Genomic DNA, 15,098 nt, shown 5'->3' with positions numbered 1-15,098 from the left:
GGCCTCAGGACTTCAGCGCCTCCAGGTCGGCGAACAGGTCGAGCGCTTCCGGGTTGGCGAGCGCGTCCTTGTTGCGGACCGCGCGGCCATGGATCACGTCGCGAACCGCGAGTTCGACGATCTTGCCGGACAGCGTGCGCGGGATATCGGCGACGGCGACGATGCGGGCCGGGACATGCCGTGGCGTGGCGTTCTCGCGGATGCGGCGACGGATCCTGTCTTCCAGCGCGGCATCGAGGGTCACGCCGCCCTTCAGGCGGACGAAGAGCACGACCCGTACGTCGTTCTGCCAGTCCTGGCCGACGACGAGGCCCTCCGCGACCTCGTCGAGGCTTTCGACCTGGCGGTAGATTTCCGCCGTGCCGATGCGGACCCCGCCCGGGTTGAGCACGGCGTCGGAGCGGCCGTAGATGATCATGCCGCCATGCTCGGTAAGCTCGACATAATCGCCGTGGCACCAGATGTTCGGGTAACGCTCGAAGTAGGCCTCGTGGTAGCGGCGACCGTCCGGATCGTTCCAGAAGCCGAGCGGCATCGAGGGGAACGGTTTCGTGCAGACCAGCTCGCCCTTCGTGCCGACGATCGAGTTGCCGTCCTCGTCGAAGACATCGGTTGCCATGCCGAGCAGCCGCTTCTGGATCTCGCCGCGCCAGACCGGCCCGATCGGGTTGCCGCCGACGAAACTGCCGATCAGGTCGGTGCCGCCCGACATCGAGCTCAGGCAGACATCGCGCTTCACCTTCTCGTAGACATAATCGAAGGAAAGCGGCGCGAGCGGCGAGCCGGTCGAGAGTATCGTCCGGATGCTGGACAGATCGTGGGTTTCCATCGGCGCCAGTTCCGCGTTGGCGAGTGAATCGATGTATTTCGCCGATACTCCGAACTGCGTGCAGCGCTCGGCGTCGGCATAGTCGAACAGCACGTTGCCGTCGGGATAGAATGGCGAGCCATCGTAGAGCAGCAGCGTCGCCTCGGCGACGAGGCCTGAGACCAGCCAGTTCCACATCATCCAGCCGCAGGTCGTGAAGTAGAACAGCCGGTCGCCGGGCTTGAGATCGGATTGCAGAAGATGTTCCTCGACATGCTTCAGCAAGGTGCCGCCGGCGCCGTGAACGATACATTTCGGCATCCCGGTCGTGCCGGAGGAATACATGATGTAGAGCGGCGCGTTGAATTCACCCTGGTGAAAGGCGATGTCACCGGCGGGATGGCCGGCAATATAGTCGGCAAAGCGGCTTGCCCAGCTGTCGAGGCCGCCGAGGTCCGGCTTCTCTTCCAGGTAGGAAACCACCACGAGCCGCTTCAGGGCGGGCAGTTCGGCGGCGATCCCCCGGGCCCGGTCGAGGCTCGAATGGGATTTCCCGTTGTAGTGATAACCGTCCGCGGTGAAGAGCACCTTTGGTTCGATCTGGCCGAAGCGGTCCATGACGCCCTTGATGCCGAAATCCGGCGAACAGGAGGACCAGATCGCGCCGAGGCTCGCGGTGGCGAGCATGGCGACGATCGTTTCCGGCATGTTCGGCATGAAGCCGGCGACCCGGTCGCCCGGGCCGACGCCATCGGCGGCCAGCGCCTTCGCGGTCCGGCTCACCAGGTCGTGGAGTTCCTGCCAACTCAGTCGCCGCTCGATCTTGTCCTCGCCGCGAAAGACGATCGCCGTCGTCCCGTCGCGCCGGCGCAGCAGGTTCTCGGCGAAATTGAAGCGCGCGTCCGGGAAGAAGCGGGCGCCAGGCATCCTGTCGCCGTCGACGACCGTGCGTTCGCCCCGCGTTTCGGCGCGGATTCCGGCAAAATCCCAGAGCAGTTCCCAGAAGCGCTCGCGCTCCTCGACCGACCAGCGCAGGAGCGCCTCGTAATCGTCGAACCGCCGGCCGTCGCGCTCGGCGACGAGGGCCATGAAACGGGTCAGGTTCGAGGTCGCGACACGTTCCGGACCGGGCTGCCACATCGGCTCTGACATGAGACTACTCCTTCGGGATTGGGCGATGCGCTCGCGAGCGGGCGCGCGTCGGAAAGATGTGCCAGCGGTGCGTGTCGCGCAAGTCTCTCCTGTCGCAATGCCGCTGTTGGAATATTACGAACCTGTTAGGCTCGCTTTCCATGGATGACGCCGAGAGTGACGAGTTCGCCGGTACGCGGGGCGGCGGTGGCAGGATGGCCCGCGCCCGCGTCGGATGGCTTGCGCTCGCGCCGAACGTCCGCGGCGCCCTGTGGGTGATCGCCGCGGGGATTCTCGGCTCGCTGATGGGGATGCTGATCAAGCTGGTCGGCACGCGCATCGACAGCGCCCAGATCGTCTTCTTCCGCTCGGCCTTCGGTCTGGTTGCCGTGATGCCCTTCGTCATACGTGGCGGACGGCGCTCGCTCCGCACCCGGCGGCCGGTCATCCATCTGGTCCGTGGCGTGCTCGGCCTTACCGGGATGAGCTGCCTGTTCTATTCCCTGACCCAGCTGCCGCTGGCGGACGCGACGGCGCTGACCTTCACCAAGCCGCTGTTCCTGATCGTGCTTGCGGTGCTGTTCCTGGGCGAGGCCGTCAACTGGCGCCGCTGGAGCGCCACGGCGGTCGGCTTTCTCGGGGTGCTCATCATCATGCGCCCCGATACCGGTATCGATCCGGCGGTATTCGTCGCCCTGGCCGGTGCCTTCCTGGTCGCGTGCGTCGCCGTGCTGATCAAGCGCATGTCGGCAACCGAGACACAGGTCTCGATGATCTTCTATTTCGGCGTGATCGTGACCACGCTCTCGCTGGTCCCGGCGCTGCTGGTCTGGAAGAACCCGACCCCGATCGAGTTCGGTGCCCTGATCCTGACCGGCTTCCTCGGCACCGCGGCGCAAAGCTGCATGATCCGCGGCTTCACCTTCGGCGAGGCAACGGCAGTGGCGCCATTCGACTATGGCCGCCTGCTCTATGCCGGGCTGATCGGCTACGTGGTCTTCGCCGAGATCCCCGATCGCTGGGCGATCGTGGGCGCGCTGGTAATCGTCGGCTCGACCCTCTACATCGCCTATCGCGAGGCCAGGCTGGGCAAACGGCGGGTGCCGCCGACCATCGGCTGAGCCCTCAGGCCGCCGGCTTTTCGTCGTCCGCGGTTTTCTCGTCCGCTGCTTCCGTGTCCGTCGGCGCAAGCTTGTCCCGGTGATCGGACAGCCAGTGCCGGGCCCGCTCCCGATGCTCCTGCTTCACGTAACGGCCGATAGCCGAAAGCGCGGCCGCGATCACGCTCGCGTCGTCGGTGAAGCCGAGACCTGCGATGAAGTCCGGGATCACATCGGTCGGTACGATGAAATAGGCCAGCGCGCCGAACAGAAGCGCCCTTACGTAGGCCGGCGTCGCCCGATCGGTCGCGCAATAGAACCCGGCCAGCACGTCCTGGGCGAAGGGAATGCGTCCAAGATTGGTGCGCAGCTTGGTCCAGAAATCGCGCTCGACCAGCTTCTTGTCGGCGGCCAGTTTTCCGGGGTCGAAATCCGTCTCTTTCGGCATGTCGTCTCGGCGCTCCTTCCCATCGATATGGCTCGGTGCCGGACGGCCTGCAAGGCGGTGCCCGGCATTCTGGCGCAGGCGCGTCCGATCTGATAAAGACCCGACGAATTCAACAGGAGAGATGAGAATGCAGATTTCCGGAATTTCCGCGGTTGTTACCGGCGGCGCGTCGGGACTCGGTGGGGCGACGGCACGGGCACTCGCCGAGGCTGGCGCGAAGGTTGCAGTCTTCGACCTGAACAAGGACGCGGCCGAAGCGATGGCCAAGGAAATCGGTGGCGTGGCCTGCGTGGTCGACGTGACCAAGGACGATCAGCTCGAGGCCGCCTTCGAGAAGGCGGCCGCGGCGCAAGGCATCGCGCGCATTCTCGTGAATTGCGCGGGTATCGGGATCTCGATCCGGACCGTCGGCCGCAACGGCCCGCACCCGATCGATTCCTTCCGCAAGGTAATCGAGGTGAACCTGATCGGCGGCTTCAACGCGATCCGCCGGGCGTCGCAGGCGATGTCGACGCTCGATCCGCTGGACGACGGCGAGCGCGGGGTCTGCATCAATACCGCCTCCGTGGCGGCCTATGACGGCCAGATCGGCCAGGCCGCCTATTCCGCATCGAAGGGCGGCATCGTCGGCATGACGTTGCCGATCGCCCGCGATCTCGCGAGCCTCGGCATCCGCGTCTGCACGATCGCGCCGGGCCTGTTCGATACGCCGCTGATGCAGGCGCTGCCGGACGACGTGAAGGCGGCGCTCGGTTCCAGCGTGCCGTTCCCGCGCCGTCTCGGCCTGCCGTCCGAATATGCCGCGCTGGCCAAGCATATCGTCGAGAACAACATGCTGAACGGCGAGACCATCCGTCTCGACGGCGCGATCCGCATGGCGCCGAAGTAAGCCGTCCTGCCGCTGCGGTCCGGCTCGCCGGTGGCGGGCCGGATCAGCGGCCGAGGGCGTCGATGAAGGCGGCCAGCGCGATATCGCGCTCGCTGACGCCGCCCACGTCATGGCTCGCGAGGGTGATCTCGACGGTGCCGTAGACATTGAACCATTCCGGATGATGGTCCATCCGCTCGGCCTTCATCGCGATCCGGCTCATGAAGCCGAAAGCCTCGTTGAAGTCCTTGAACTGGAACCGCTTGGCGATGGCGTCCCGGCTGTCCACCTCGCGCCAGCCGTCGAGCGTGTCGAGCGCCGCCGCGCGTTCCGCGCCTGCCAGTCTGGGCATGTTACCCGATCCTCCCGTTATTTGGCCGTCGAGGATGCCGGGCGTGACGCGCCGGCGCAAGCGCGCCCTCTTGGCCTGGCCAGTCCGAAATCCTAGAGTCGCGATACAACTGCATTGATGAGGACTTGCGGCATGCGGTCACCGACCGGCGAGGAAATCAGGACGATGGCGGCGGCGGCATGGGAAACGATCCCGGAGGCGCTGCGCCGCCATGTCCGGAACGTGGTGATCCAGGTCGTCGATTTTCCGGACGACGAGACGCTGGAGGAAATGGGCTGCGAGAGCCAGTTCGACCTGCTCGGCCTCTATCGCGGCATCAGCCTCGACCGCAAGAGCGTGTTCGACAGCGGCGCCGAGCCCGATCTCGTCTTTCTCTATCGCCGTCCGCTGCTCGATTACTGGTGCGAAACCGGCGAACCGCTCGATGCCATCGTCCGCCATGTCCTGATCCACGAGATCGGCCATCATTTTGGCCTGTCCGACGAGGACATGGAGGCGATCGAGGCGCGGGACTGATCGCCGCTCAGCGGACCCGCAGATCGAGCGGATACTCCGCCTCGACCCGGTGGATCGCCCCTTCATGGGCGAGGAAGCTCGAATAGAGCTGGAAGCAGTCGACGGTCCAGGCCGTCGTCATGAAACCCGCGTGATCCTCCAGGTAACGGACCAGCCTGGCGGGCGCCGGTGCCTTGAGCCGGGCAAGCGTCACGTGGGGCGCGTACTTACGTCGTTCGGGCTCTAGCCCGAGCTGGACCAGGACCCGCTCGATCCGCGCCTGCAAGGCAAGAAGCGGCGGGGAGTCCGTGACGCCGGCCCAGAGCACGCGCGCCTTTCGCCGCTCGCCGAAAACGCCGATATCCCGCAGTGCGAGCGTGAACGGCGCCGCGTTGACGTCGGCCAGCGCATCCGCGACGTTGCGGGCCGTCGCGCCATCGACCTCGCCGATGAAGCGGAGCGTCAGGTGATGGTTGCCCGGCCGCATCCAGCTTGCGCCCTGAAGGCCGGTGGAGAGGCGTACGCAGGCGTCCGCGACGGTCTCGGGCAGGGGAAGGGCGACGAACAGCCGGTCCATGTGGGTGCTCCGTGCCCGCGCTCAGGGGCAGGGATTCGGCCGCGCTTCGTGGATCGCCTCGATCCCCCTGACGATATCGTCGTCAAGCGCGAGATCGATGCTCGCGATATCCGCCTCCAACTGTTCCATACGGGTCGCCCCGATGATGGTCGCGGTGACGAAAGGCCTGGAATTGACGTAGGCGAGCGCCATCTGCGCCGGGTCGAGGCCATGCTTGCGGGCAAGCGCGACATACTTTGCCGTGATTTCGTGCGCGAGCGGCGTGGTGTAGCGGACGAAGCGGTCGAACAGTGAAAAGCGCGCGCCGGCCGGCGCCTTGCCGTCCAGATACTTGCCCGACAGCGCGCCCATCGCCATCGGCGAATAGGCGAGCAGGCCGACATCCTCGCGGATCGCCACTTCGGCGAGCCCGACCTCGAAGCTGCGGTTGAGCAGGCTGTAGGGATTCTGGATCGAGGCAATGCGCGGAAGTCCGAGGCTCTCTGCCAGCTGGACGAACCGCATGACGCCCCAGGGGGTCTCGTTGGAAACCCCGACATGGCGGATCTTGCCGGCACGGACGGCATCGTCGAGCGCGCGAAGCGTATCCTCCAGCGGGATGGCGTCGTCGTCCGGGTCGTGGCGATAGCCGAGCTGGCCGAAGAAGTTGGTGCGCCGGTCCGGCCAGTGGAGCTGGTAGAGGTCGATAAGGTCCGTTTGCAGGCGCTTCAGGCTGCCGTCGATCGCGGCACGGATGTTGGCGGCATCGAGCCGGGTTTCCGCACCCCGTCCGAAATAGGCGCGATCCGATCGCCCGACCACCTTGCTCGCGATGATCAGCCGGTCACGATCCGGCCGGCCCTTCAGCCAGCTCCCGATGTAGGCTTCCGTGCGGCCGCTGGTCCCGGCCACGGGCGGGATCGGGTAGGTTTCGGCCGTGTCGATGAAGGTGACGCCCCGGTCGACTGCGAAGTCGAGTTGCCGGTGGGCGTCGGCCTCGCTGTTCTGCTCGCCCCAGGTCATGGTGCCGAGGCAGATGACGCTGACGTCGAGGCCGGTGCGGCCGAGCGGTCGATAGTGCATGAAAGGCTCCACGGGAACAGGGGAAGGTCGGCGGTCCGGCTTCGCCGCGCGATGGCGCGATGCCGTTGGTCAGTCGCCGTTGACCAGCCGCTCGATATAGGGGGCGAGGCGGTCGACGATGATGGCGACCCCGGCGCCGTTCGGATGGATGCCGTCATCCTGGTTGAGGGCCGGATCGGCGGCGACGCCGTCCAGGAAGAACGGATAGAGCGGCACATCGTGTTTCTGCGCGAGCGCCGGAAAGATCGCGTTGAATTCCTCGCCATAGGCGCGGCCCATGTTGGGCGGCGCCAGCATGCCGGCGAGCAGCACCCGCACGCCGCGCGCCTTCAGGCTGCCGATGATGGCGTCCAGGTTGGCCCGGGTGTCGGCGGGGTCGATCCCGCGCAGGGCGTCGTTCGCGCCGAGCTCGACCAGCGCGTATCCGGGATTGTCGGCAAGCGCCCAGTCGAGCCGCGCCTTGCCGCCGGCGCTGGTGTCGCCGGAGACCCCGGCATCGATGACCTCGATGGCCAGGCCGCGCGCCTTCAGGGCGCGTTCGAGCTGCGTCGTGAACGCCTTGTCCGCCGGCAGACCGTAACCCGCGGTCAGGCTGTCGCCGAGCGCCAGCAGGCGGACGCCGTCGTCGGCCGTGGCTTCCGCCGCCGCCGGCGCGGCCGTCCAGACCCAGATCAGTGCCGCCAGCAGCGGCCCCGCGTTGAAAAGTCGCCGAGCGACGCCATATCGAGACATGAATTTTCCGTCCAATCGCATCGCAGGTTCCGTGTCCGGCCAGTCCATCATCCATCTCGGCGATGTCCATCTCACACTTATGAGCGCAGCCGGGCCCGTCAACATCCTTCGTGGAATCGACCTCGACGTCGGGGCGGGCGAGGCGGTCGGTCTGGTCGGCCCCTCGGGCTCCGGAAAGTCGACGATGCTGGCGGTGATCGCAGGCCTCGAGGCGGCCAGTTCGGGCGAGGTCACGGTCGCCGGGCAGGATCTTGTCGGCCGTGACGAGGACTGGCTGGCGCGCTACCGGCGCGACAACGTGGGCATCGTCTTCCAGGCCTTTCACCTCGTGCCGACGATGACGGCGCTCGAGAATGTCGCTGTGCCTCTCGAACTCGCGGGCCGTCGCGACGCCTTCGACCTGGCCGCGGAGAAACTTGCCCAGGTCGGGCTCGGCCACAGGCTGAGCCACTATCCCTCGCAGCTTTCGGGTGGCGAGCAGCAGCGCGTGGCGCTTGCCCGGGCGGTCGCCGGATCGCCCCGGATCCTGCTCGCCGACGAGCCGACCGGCAATCTCGACGGCAAGACCGGCCGGGCGATCATCGACGCGATGTTCGACCTGCATCGGGCGAGCGGCGGCGCCATGCTGCTGATAACTCACGATCCGGTGCTCGCCGCGGAATGCGACCGCTGCGTCCGGATCGAGGACGGTCGGATCGTAGACGACGGCTACGATGCCGGCGTCGTGGTCGAGGCTGCCGCCGGTGACTAACCACGGCGCGGGGGGCGGCGCCGGACTGGCGCTTGCGATCCGCTTCGCCCGGCGCGACCTGCGCGGCACGCTCCGCCATTTCCGGGTCTTCCTCGCCTGCCTCGCCCTTGGCGTCACGGCAATCGCCGGTGTCGGCTCGTTCTCGACGGCGATCGTCGCCGGCATGGCCCGGGACGGCCAGGCGATCCTGGGCGGCGACGTCTCGCTCAGGCTGACTCACAGGGAGGCGACGGCCGAGCAGCTCGACTGGCTCGCGGAACGCGGCCGGGTTTCCGAGAGCGTCACGATGCGGGCAATGGCCGGCTCGGAAACGGGCACGCGGACGCTGGTCGAGCTCAAGGCCGTCGACAGCGTCTACCCGCTCTACGGCCAGCTCTCCCTGACCCCGGCACAGGATACCGACGCCGCGTTCGCGATGGGGGACGGCGCGCCCGGCGCGGTCGTCGAGTCGCTGCTTCTCGATCGGCTGGGCGTCCGGGTCGGCGATCGCCTGGCAATCGGCGAGGAAAGTTTCGAGATCCGCGGCACGATTGCAGCCGAACCGGACAAGGCGGGCGAGGGCCTTGGCCTTGGCCCGCGCGTCCTTGTCTCCCGGGACAGCCTCGCTGCGACCGGGCTAGTGCAGACCGGCAGCATGATCCGCTATCACTACCGGCTGGCGTTGCCGTCAGGTGTCGCCATTTCCTCTTTCGTCTCGGCGCTGAAGGCGCAGTTTCCCGATGCCGGCTGGCGGATTCGCGACCGTAGCAACGGGGCGCCCGGGCTCAAGGGCTTCATCGACCGGCTCGGCGTCTTCCTCACCCTGGTCGGTCTCTCGGCGCTGATCGTCGGCGGCGTCGGCGTCGGCAACGCCGTCAAGAGCTACATGGACGGCAAGATCGCGACCATCGCGATGCTGAAGTGTCTTGGCGCACCCGGCGCGCTGATCTTTCGCATCTACCTGGTGCAGATCCTGGCGCTCGGCGCGCTCGGCACGGCGATCGGTCTGGTCCTCGGTGGCTTGGTGCCAGTCCTGCTGGCGCGTGCGGTCGCGGACCTGCTGCCCGTCCCGATCGTCGCCGGTTTCTATCCGAAACCGCTGCTGCTTGCTGCCGCCTATGGCGGGCTGACTGCCTTCATCTTCGCGGTCTGGCCGCTGGCGCTCGCCCGCGAGGTCCCGGCCGCCGGCCTGTTCCGCTCGATCGTCAGTCCGTCGCGGGGGCTGCCGCGCCCCGGTTACCTGCTGATGATGGCCGCGTCACTCGCCGTCGTCGTCGCGCTCGCGATCGGCTTCTCGGACGATCGCCGGCTGGCGATCTGGTTCGTCGCCGGGACGGCCGCGAGCTTCGCCGCCTTCCTGCTGATCGCGCGCGGTATCGTCTGGCTGGCAAGGCATGCCCCGACGCCCCGGAGTGCGGCCATCCGGCTGGCGATCGCCAACCTGCATCGCCCGGGGGCGCAAACCGGCAGTATCGTGCTCTCGCTCGGGCTCGGGCTCAGCCTGCTCGTTGCCGTGGCACTGATCGAGGGCAACCTGTCGCGTCAGGTCAGCGAACGGCTGCCGGAAGAGGCGCCCGCCTTCTTCTTCATCGACATCCAGCCCGACCAGATCGCCGATGTCGAGACCGTCGCCCGTGCCGTGTCGGGCGTCGAGGATTTCCAGAGCGTGCCGTCCCTGCGCGGCCGGCTGGTGCGGATCAAGGGCCAGTCCACGGCCGAGATGACCGTCGATCCGGATGCCGCCTGGGTGCTGCGCGGCGATCGCGGTCTCACCTATGCCGAGACGCCGCCGGAGAACAGCCAGCTCGTCGCCGGGCAGTGGTGGCCCGCCGACTACCAGGGGCCGCCGCTGGTGTCCATGGACGAGGAGATAGCTGCCGCGCTCGGGCTCGAGATTGGCGACACGGTGACCGTCAACGTTCTCGGCCGCGAACTGACCGCCGAGATCGCCAATCTACGGCGCATCGAATGGACCACGCTTGGCATCAATTTCGTGATGGTCTTCAATCCGTCCGCCCTGCGCGCGGCGCCGCACAGCTTCATCGCCACGGCCCAGGCGCATGGCGAGGCCGAAGCGGCGCTGTTCCGCGAGATTACCAACCGCTTTCCCAACGTTACGGTGATCCGCATGAAGGAAGCGCTCGGCATGGTCAACGACCTGCTCGACAATATCGCCGCGGCGGTCCGCGCCACCGCGGCGGTTACCTTGCTGGCCGGGGCGCTTGTGCTCGCCGGAGCGATGGCGGCGGGCTATCGGCGGCGGGTCTACGAATCGGTGATCCTCAAGGTGCTCGGCGCCGAGCGGCGCCAGATCATGAGGACATATCTCACTGAATATGCCCTTCTCGGGCTCGCTACCGCGGTGGTCGCCGGTGCGATCGGCTGGGCCGCGGCCTACGGCGTGGTGACCGAACTGATGGGCGCCGAATGGTTTGCCCTGCCCTGGACGCTGGTCGGGACCGCGCTGATCGGGCTGGCGGTCACCGTCCTGCTCGGTTTGGCCGGCACCTGGCGGGTGCTCGCGGTCCGCCCGGCGCCAATGCTGCGCAACGCCTGAGCCGCTGTCCGGCATATTCGTCGAACGTTACCCGGGAAGCCTTGATTTTTATTCACTTTCCGACAATATCAGGATCACGTTTTTCAGCCACCGCGGTCGGAGACAAACACGATGGCAACTCAGTATCAGACTAGGGCGCAAGTCGCCTCCCGCGCAGGCGAATCCGCCCGCATGGACGAAGGCCTGCGCTCCTACATGCTGCGGGTCTACAACTACATGGGTTCGGGACTCGCGCTTTCGGGCGCGATCGCGGCCTATGTCGCGTCGTCGCCGAGCCTCATGCAGGCAATTTTCGGCAGTGGCCTCGGCATGGTCGCGATGCTCGCGCCGATCGCCATCATCTTCGCGATGAGCTTCGGCGTGAATCGCTTCGGCACGACGACCCTGCAGGCGCTCTACTGGGTGTTCGTCGCCCTGATGGGCCTGTCGCTGGCGATGGTCTTCGCTGTCTATACGGCCGAGAGCATCACCCGGGTGTTCTTCATCACCGCCGGCACCTTCGGCGCGATGAGCCTGTTCGGCTATACCACGAAGCGGGACCTGTCCGGCATGGGCAGCTTCCTGATCATGGGGCTGATCGGCATCGTCATCGCCTCGGTGGTGAACATCTTCCTCGCCTCGAGCATGTTGCAGTTCGTCGTCTCGGTGCTTGGCGTGCTGATCTTCACCGGCCTCACCGCCTATGACACGCAGCGCATCAAGTCGCAGTATTATCACGGGCACAGCGACGAAATCCTGCAGAAGTCGGCGATCATGGGCGCGCTTTCGCTCTACCTGAACTTCTACAACCTGTTCATCATGCTGATGCATCTGTTCGGCAATCGCGAGTAACCGGGCGGCCTCCGGCCGAACCCACCCGGTTCAATGACAGGAAAGGGCCCGGCGATCGCCGGGCCCTTTTTTCGTTTCCGAAGCATGTCGGCTTCGCTTGGGTTCGCGCGTTCCCGCTGCTAGATTTCCGGGAGTTTCACGAAACAGTAGGCATGGAGACCGTCGATGCGCGTCCTGATCGCGATGATGAAGCACGAAACCAACACCTTCTCGCCGGTCAGGACGGATTGGGCGCGGTTCGGCGAATGGGGCCGCCACGAGGGGACGGCGGTGCTTGACGCCTATCGCGGGACCGGCATGCCGACCGGTGCCTATATCGAGCTTGCCGAGAAGATGGGGGCGGAGATCGTGACCCCGATCGCGGCGGAAGCGATGCCGTCCGGGCCGGTCGAGGCGGACACCTACGAGCGCCTGTCGGCGCCGATCCTCGATGCGGTCCGGTCCGGATGCGACCTCGCTCTCCTCGACCTGCACGGGGCGATGGTCGCGCGCTCGACGTCGGACGGTGAGGGCACGCTGCTGGAGCGTATCCGCGCCATCGATCCGGACCTGCCGATCGCCGTCACCCTCGACCTGCATTGCAACCTGACCGCCCGCATGGTCGAGAACTGCACGGCGTTGATCGGCTACAAGACCTACCCCCATACCGACATGTACGAGGTCGGAAAACAGATCGCCGAGATCGTCATCGGTTCCATGAACGGCGAATGCCGGCCGGTGATGTCATGGGGCAACGTGCCGCTGCTGTCGCAGACGCTGCGCCAGGGCACCGATGACGAGCCGATGAAGTCGATCATTGCCATGTGCCGGGATGCGGAAACCGAGCCGGGCGTGCTCGCCGCCACCTGCTTCGGCGGCTTCGCGCTCGCCGACATGCCCGATGCGGGCAGTTCGGTCATCATCGTCACCGACGGCGACAAGGCCCTCGCCGACCGGGTCCGTGACCGGATCCTGGCGCGGATCTGGGAGCTTCGCGAGGATTTCATCTACGAGCATACGCCGCTGGAGGAGGCCGTCGCCGAGGCAAAGACAATCACCGACGGCCCCGTCATTCTGCTCGATCATGCCGACAATTGCGGTTCCGGCGCGACCCAGGACGTCATGACCGCGATCGCCGAAGTGTTGCGACAGGGTCTCGAGGATGTCGCCGTCGCGGCCGTCTGGGACCCGGAAGCGGTGCGCGAAATGCAGGCCGCCGGCGTCGGCGCCACGGTGACCCTGCGGCTCGGCGGGCGCTCCGACATGCCGAGTATCGACGAGACCGGTGCGCCGCTCGAGGTGACCGGCAAGGTCAAGGTTCTGACCGACGGCGAATGGGTCGTGCACGGACCGATGTACACCGGCGTCAAGGTGATGATGGGGCCGACCGCCGTGCTCGACACCGGCAAGATGCAGATCGTCATCGTTTCCCGTCATCACGAACCCTGGGATATCGGCGTCTTCACCTCGGTCGGTATCCAGCCCGAGCACAAGCGGTATCTGCTGCTGAAATCGCGCATCCATTATCGCGCCGGCTTTGCGCCGATCGCCCGCCACACCATGACGCTGGACGGCAAGGGCGTGACGACCTCGGACAACAGCCTGCTCGAGTACGAGAACGTGCGCCGGCCGATCTTTCCGCTCGACCGCATCAACGAGTACTGAGATGCGGGCCGATTGTTTCGGCAACCCGGTTACCGCGGCACGAGCGGAAACGGTCGAGGCGATCGACCGCTTCACCACGAGCCTGCTCCGCTATGGCACCGACTTCGCGCCGATCTTCGCCGCGGCGGAGGCCGAGCCCAACTGCGCGCTTGCCAACGCCTATGCCGCGCTGCTCGGCCTCTGGATGGAGAACCGGGCCGGTCTTGCGCTCGCCGAACGTCATCTCGTCCGGGCGATCGCGGCCGCACCGAAGGCCAGCGAGCGGGAACAGTGGATCGTCGACAGCGTCGCCGCCGCCCGCGACAAGGCGATCGGTCGGGCTGTCGGGATCGCCGAACGGCTCGCCGCCGATTATCCGGGCGACCTCTTCTCGGCCAAGGTCGGCCAGACGCACTATTTCAACGTCGGCGACAATGCCGGCATGCTCCGTCTCGCCGACAAGGTGATCGAGCGCCATCGCGACTGCGCCTGGGCGCACGGCATGCGGGCCTTCGGCCTCGAACAGTGCCACCGGCTGGACGAGGCAGAGGAAGCCGGGCGGCGGGCGACAGAGATGTTGCGGCGCGAACCCTGGGCGCATCACGCGGTCGCCCATGTGATGGAGACCCGCGGTCGTCTCGACGACGGCATTGCCTGGATGCGCGCCCTCGCCGACACGTGGGAGGATTGCAACTCCTTCATGTATACCCACAACTGGTGGCACCTGGCGCTCTTCCATCTCGATCGCGGGGAGGTGGCGGAAACGCTTCGTCTCTACGACGAACGGCTCTGGGGGAGGGAGAAAAGCTACAGCCAGGACCAGGTCGGGGCGATCTCGATGCTCTGGCGCCTGGAAATGCGGGGCGTCGACGTGGGCGGGCGATGGCGCGACGTGGCCGATTACGTCGCGGCCCGCGAACTGGTGCACGACGAGCCGTTTCTGGACGTGCAATATCTTTATGCGCTGGCCCGTGCTGGCGAGGATGCCGCCGCGGACGCCTTCCTCGAGGGGCTGGCGGCGCATGCGGCCGCGGCCGATCCCTATCTCCGTCCCGCATGGGTCGAGGTCGCACTACCGCTCGCGCGGGCGGTGCTGGCCCAGGCGCGTGGCCGCGATGCCGAGGCGGTCGACGATTTCGCCATGGCGATCCCCGCTCTCGCGAAGATCGGCGGCAGCCATGCCCAGCGCGACCTGTTCGAGCAGGCCCGGGTCGTCTGCCTGGAACGCGCCGGCCTGCACCGGGAGGCGCTGGCGATCCGCCGGCGGCGGGCCGAGTTCCGCCCGGCGGTGGCAAGCGGATGGAGGTTGTTGCGGGACACCGCGCGGGCCGCCGGCGATGTCGCGGCTGTCGGCGAATCCGAGGCGGCGCTCGAACGGCTCGCGGCCGGCTGAGCGGCGTCAGTCGACGACGCGAAGCCGCTTCTTGTCGAACACCTTGAGGACCTGGGCGAGTTCGCGGCCGCGCTTCAGAACCTGGCCGCTGGCCGAGACGACGCTGTACGCACCCTGGCGGTTGGCCAGCGCCGGTTCCTTGCGGATCCGGTAGAGCGCGCCGTCGGCAGTACGGCGGAAGACCGCGAAGGTACAGGAATCGCGATGCTGGCCGATCGCATAGTCACGCCATTCGCCGCGGGCGACCATGTAGCCGTAGATGTCGAGGATCAGGCGCAGTTCACGTCGATCGAAGAAGATCGTGGCCAGATCCCGTCCCGGGCGGTTTGCCAGAACCGGCCGGGCGGGCGGGTGATCGTCGAAGCTCAGGACGTCGCTCATCCTGCCTCTC

15 protein-coding genes are annotated in these 15,098 nt (G+C 66.9%); 8 read left to right on the top strand and 7 right to left on the bottom strand.

What is annotated here, in order from left to right:
* Positions 1-4: 4 nt before the first annotated feature.
* Positions 5-1,960: an acetoacetate--CoA ligase gene (locus OCH7691_RS00710; RefSeq protein WP_085881513.1), complete on the bottom strand. Its 1,956-nt coding sequence runs from the start codon at positions 1,958-1,960 to the stop codon at positions 5-7.
* Between the two features lie 140 nt (positions 1,961-2,100).
* On the opposite strand from OCH7691_RS00710, the gene OCH7691_RS00705 reads away from it, so the two are divergent.
* The gene (locus OCH7691_RS00705) at positions 2,101-3,060 is read left to right on the top strand and encodes a DMT family transporter (RefSeq protein WP_176244877.1); all 960 of its coding nucleotides are present in this window, start codon (positions 2,101-2,103) and stop codon (positions 3,058-3,060) included.
* A 4-nt stretch (positions 3,061-3,064) separates the two neighbouring features.
* Here OCH7691_RS00705 and OCH7691_RS00700 read toward each other — a convergent pair whose 3' ends face one another.
* Complete coding sequence (locus OCH7691_RS00700) at positions 3,065-3,487, bottom strand: YkvA family protein (protein WP_085881511.1); 423 nt, start codon at positions 3,485-3,487, stop codon at positions 3,065-3,067.
* 127 nt (positions 3,488-3,614) lie between these two features.
* On the opposite strand from OCH7691_RS00700, the gene OCH7691_RS00695 reads away from it, so the two are divergent.
* The gene (locus tag OCH7691_RS00695; RefSeq protein WP_085881510.1) at positions 3,615-4,376 is read left to right on the top strand and encodes an SDR family NAD(P)-dependent oxidoreductase; all 762 of its coding nucleotides are present in this window, start codon (positions 3,615-3,617) and stop codon (positions 4,374-4,376) included.
* 43 nt (positions 4,377-4,419) lie between these two features.
* Here the strand turns inward: OCH7691_RS00695 and OCH7691_RS00690 are convergent, their stop codons facing one another.
* Positions 4,420-4,707 carry a 4a-hydroxytetrahydrobiopterin dehydratase gene (locus OCH7691_RS00690; protein ID WP_085881509.1) on the bottom strand — a complete coding sequence of 96 codons (288 nt, stop codon included), beginning with the start codon at positions 4,705-4,707 and terminating at the stop codon, positions 4,420-4,422.
* Positions 4,708-4,839: 132 nt separating this feature from the next.
* Between OCH7691_RS00690 and OCH7691_RS00685 the strand changes: the two genes are divergently transcribed.
* Entirely contained in the window at positions 4,840-5,223 is a 384-nt protein-coding gene (locus OCH7691_RS00685; protein WP_217807728.1) for a metallopeptidase family protein, read from the top strand.
* A gap of 7 nt (positions 5,224-5,230) precedes the next feature.
* Here the strand turns inward: OCH7691_RS00685 and thpR are convergent, their stop codons facing one another.
* The 3 genes from thpR to OCH7691_RS00670 form a co-directional block, all read right to left on the bottom strand.
* A complete protein-coding gene (gene thpR / locus OCH7691_RS00680) occupies positions 5,231-5,779 on the bottom strand; it encodes an RNA 2',3'-cyclic phosphodiesterase (RefSeq protein WP_085881507.1) in 549 nt (182 codons plus the stop codon).
* Between the two features lie 21 nt (positions 5,780-5,800).
* A complete protein-coding gene (locus OCH7691_RS00675; RefSeq protein ID WP_085883420.1) occupies positions 5,801-6,841 on the bottom strand; it encodes an NADP(H)-dependent aldo-keto reductase in 1,041 nt (346 codons plus the stop codon).
* A 69-nt stretch (positions 6,842-6,910) separates the two neighbouring features.
* Positions 6,911-7,573, bottom strand: a complete 663-nt coding sequence (locus tag OCH7691_RS00670) for an arylesterase (RefSeq protein ID WP_139839468.1) — start codon at positions 7,571-7,573, stop codon at positions 6,911-6,913.
* Here OCH7691_RS00670 and OCH7691_RS00665 point away from each other — a divergent pair.
* The 5 genes from OCH7691_RS00665 (at position 7,572) to OCH7691_RS00645 (ending at position 14,707) form a co-directional block, all read left to right on the top strand.
* Entirely contained in the window at positions 7,572-8,324 is a 753-nt protein-coding gene (locus tag OCH7691_RS00665; protein ID WP_085881506.1) for an ABC transporter ATP-binding protein, read from the top strand. The genes OCH7691_RS00670 and OCH7691_RS00665 overlap by 2 nt on opposite strands.
* Positions 8,317-10,860 carry an ABC transporter permease gene (locus OCH7691_RS00660; protein ID WP_217807726.1) on the top strand — a complete coding sequence of 848 codons (2,544 nt, stop codon included), beginning with the start codon at positions 8,317-8,319 and terminating at the stop codon, positions 10,858-10,860. The genes OCH7691_RS00665 and OCH7691_RS00660 overlap by 8 nt, the downstream gene beginning before the upstream one ends.
* A gap of 111 nt (positions 10,861-10,971) precedes the next feature.
* Positions 10,972-11,691, top strand: a complete 720-nt coding sequence (locus OCH7691_RS00655; protein ID WP_085881504.1) for a Bax inhibitor-1/YccA family protein — start codon at positions 10,972-10,974, stop codon at positions 11,689-11,691.
* 165 nt (positions 11,692-11,856) lie between these two features.
* Positions 11,857-13,335, top strand: coding sequence for a M81 family metallopeptidase (locus OCH7691_RS00650; RefSeq protein WP_085881503.1), 1,479 nt, complete (start codon positions 11,857-11,859; stop codon positions 13,333-13,335).
* 1 nt (position 13,336) lies between these two features.
* Positions 13,337-14,707 carry a tetratricopeptide repeat protein gene (locus OCH7691_RS00645; RefSeq protein WP_085881502.1) on the top strand — a complete coding sequence of 457 codons (1,371 nt, stop codon included), beginning with the start codon at positions 13,337-13,339 and terminating at the stop codon, positions 14,705-14,707.
* Between the two features lie 6 nt (positions 14,708-14,713).
* Here the strand turns inward: OCH7691_RS00645 and OCH7691_RS00640 are convergent, their stop codons facing one another.
* The gene (locus tag OCH7691_RS00640; protein ID WP_085881501.1) at positions 14,714-15,088 is read right to left on the bottom strand and encodes a DUF2794 domain-containing protein; all 375 of its coding nucleotides are present in this window, start codon (positions 15,086-15,088) and stop codon (positions 14,714-14,716) included.
* Positions 15,089-15,098: the final 10 nt, after the last annotated feature.

It is taken from the genome of Oceanibacterium hippocampi (assembly GCF_900172325.1).
Classification (GTDB): Bacteria; Pseudomonadota; Alphaproteobacteria; order Sneathiellales; family Sneathiellaceae; genus Oceanibacterium; species Oceanibacterium hippocampi.
This window is presented reverse-complemented; position numbering and strand designations above follow the sequence as displayed.

Excerpts from the sequence above, each read along its gene's own strand:
- OCH7691_RS00710 (WP_085881513.1), bottom strand. The coding sequence starts at position 1,960 with ATGTCAGAGCCGATGTGGCAGCCCGGTCCGGAACGTGTCGCGACCTCG.
- OCH7691_RS00705 (WP_176244877.1), top strand. The coding sequence starts at position 2,101 with ATGGATGACGCCGAGAGTGACGAGTTCGCCGGTACGCGGGGCGGCGGT.
- OCH7691_RS00700 (WP_085881511.1), bottom strand. The coding sequence starts at position 3,487 with ATGCCGAAAGAGACGGATTTCGACCCCGGAAAACTGGCCGCCGACAAG.
- OCH7691_RS00695 (WP_085881510.1), top strand. The coding sequence starts at position 3,615 with ATGCAGATTTCCGGAATTTCCGCGGTTGTTACCGGCGGCGCGTCGGGA.
- OCH7691_RS00690 (WP_085881509.1), bottom strand. The coding sequence starts at position 4,707 with ATGCCCAGACTGGCAGGCGCGGAACGCGCGGCGGCGCTCGACACGCTC.
- OCH7691_RS00685 (WP_217807728.1), top strand. The coding sequence starts at position 4,840 with ATGCGGTCACCGACCGGCGAGGAAATCAGGACGATGGCGGCGGCGGCA.
- thpR (WP_085881507.1), bottom strand. The coding sequence starts at position 5,779 with ATGGACCGGCTGTTCGTCGCCCTTCCCCTGCCCGAGACCGTCGCGGAC.
- OCH7691_RS00675 (WP_085883420.1), bottom strand. The coding sequence starts at position 6,841 with ATGCACTATCGACCGCTCGGCCGCACCGGCCTCGACGTCAGCGTCATC.
- OCH7691_RS00665 (WP_085881506.1), top strand. The coding sequence starts at position 7,572 with ATGAATTTTCCGTCCAATCGCATCGCAGGTTCCGTGTCCGGCCAGTCC.
- OCH7691_RS00670 (WP_139839468.1), bottom strand. The coding sequence starts at position 7,573 with ATGTCTCGATATGGCGTCGCTCGGCGACTTTTCAACGCGGGGCCGCTG.
- OCH7691_RS00655 (WP_085881504.1), top strand. The coding sequence starts at position 10,972 with ATGGCAACTCAGTATCAGACTAGGGCGCAAGTCGCCTCCCGCGCAGGC.
- OCH7691_RS00650 (WP_085881503.1), top strand. The coding sequence starts at position 11,857 with ATGCGCGTCCTGATCGCGATGATGAAGCACGAAACCAACACCTTCTCG.
- OCH7691_RS00645 (WP_085881502.1), top strand. The coding sequence starts at position 13,337 with ATGCGGGCCGATTGTTTCGGCAACCCGGTTACCGCGGCACGAGCGGAA.
- OCH7691_RS00640 (WP_085881501.1), bottom strand. The coding sequence starts at position 15,088 with ATGAGCGACGTCCTGAGCTTCGACGATCACCCGCCCGCCCGGCCGGTT.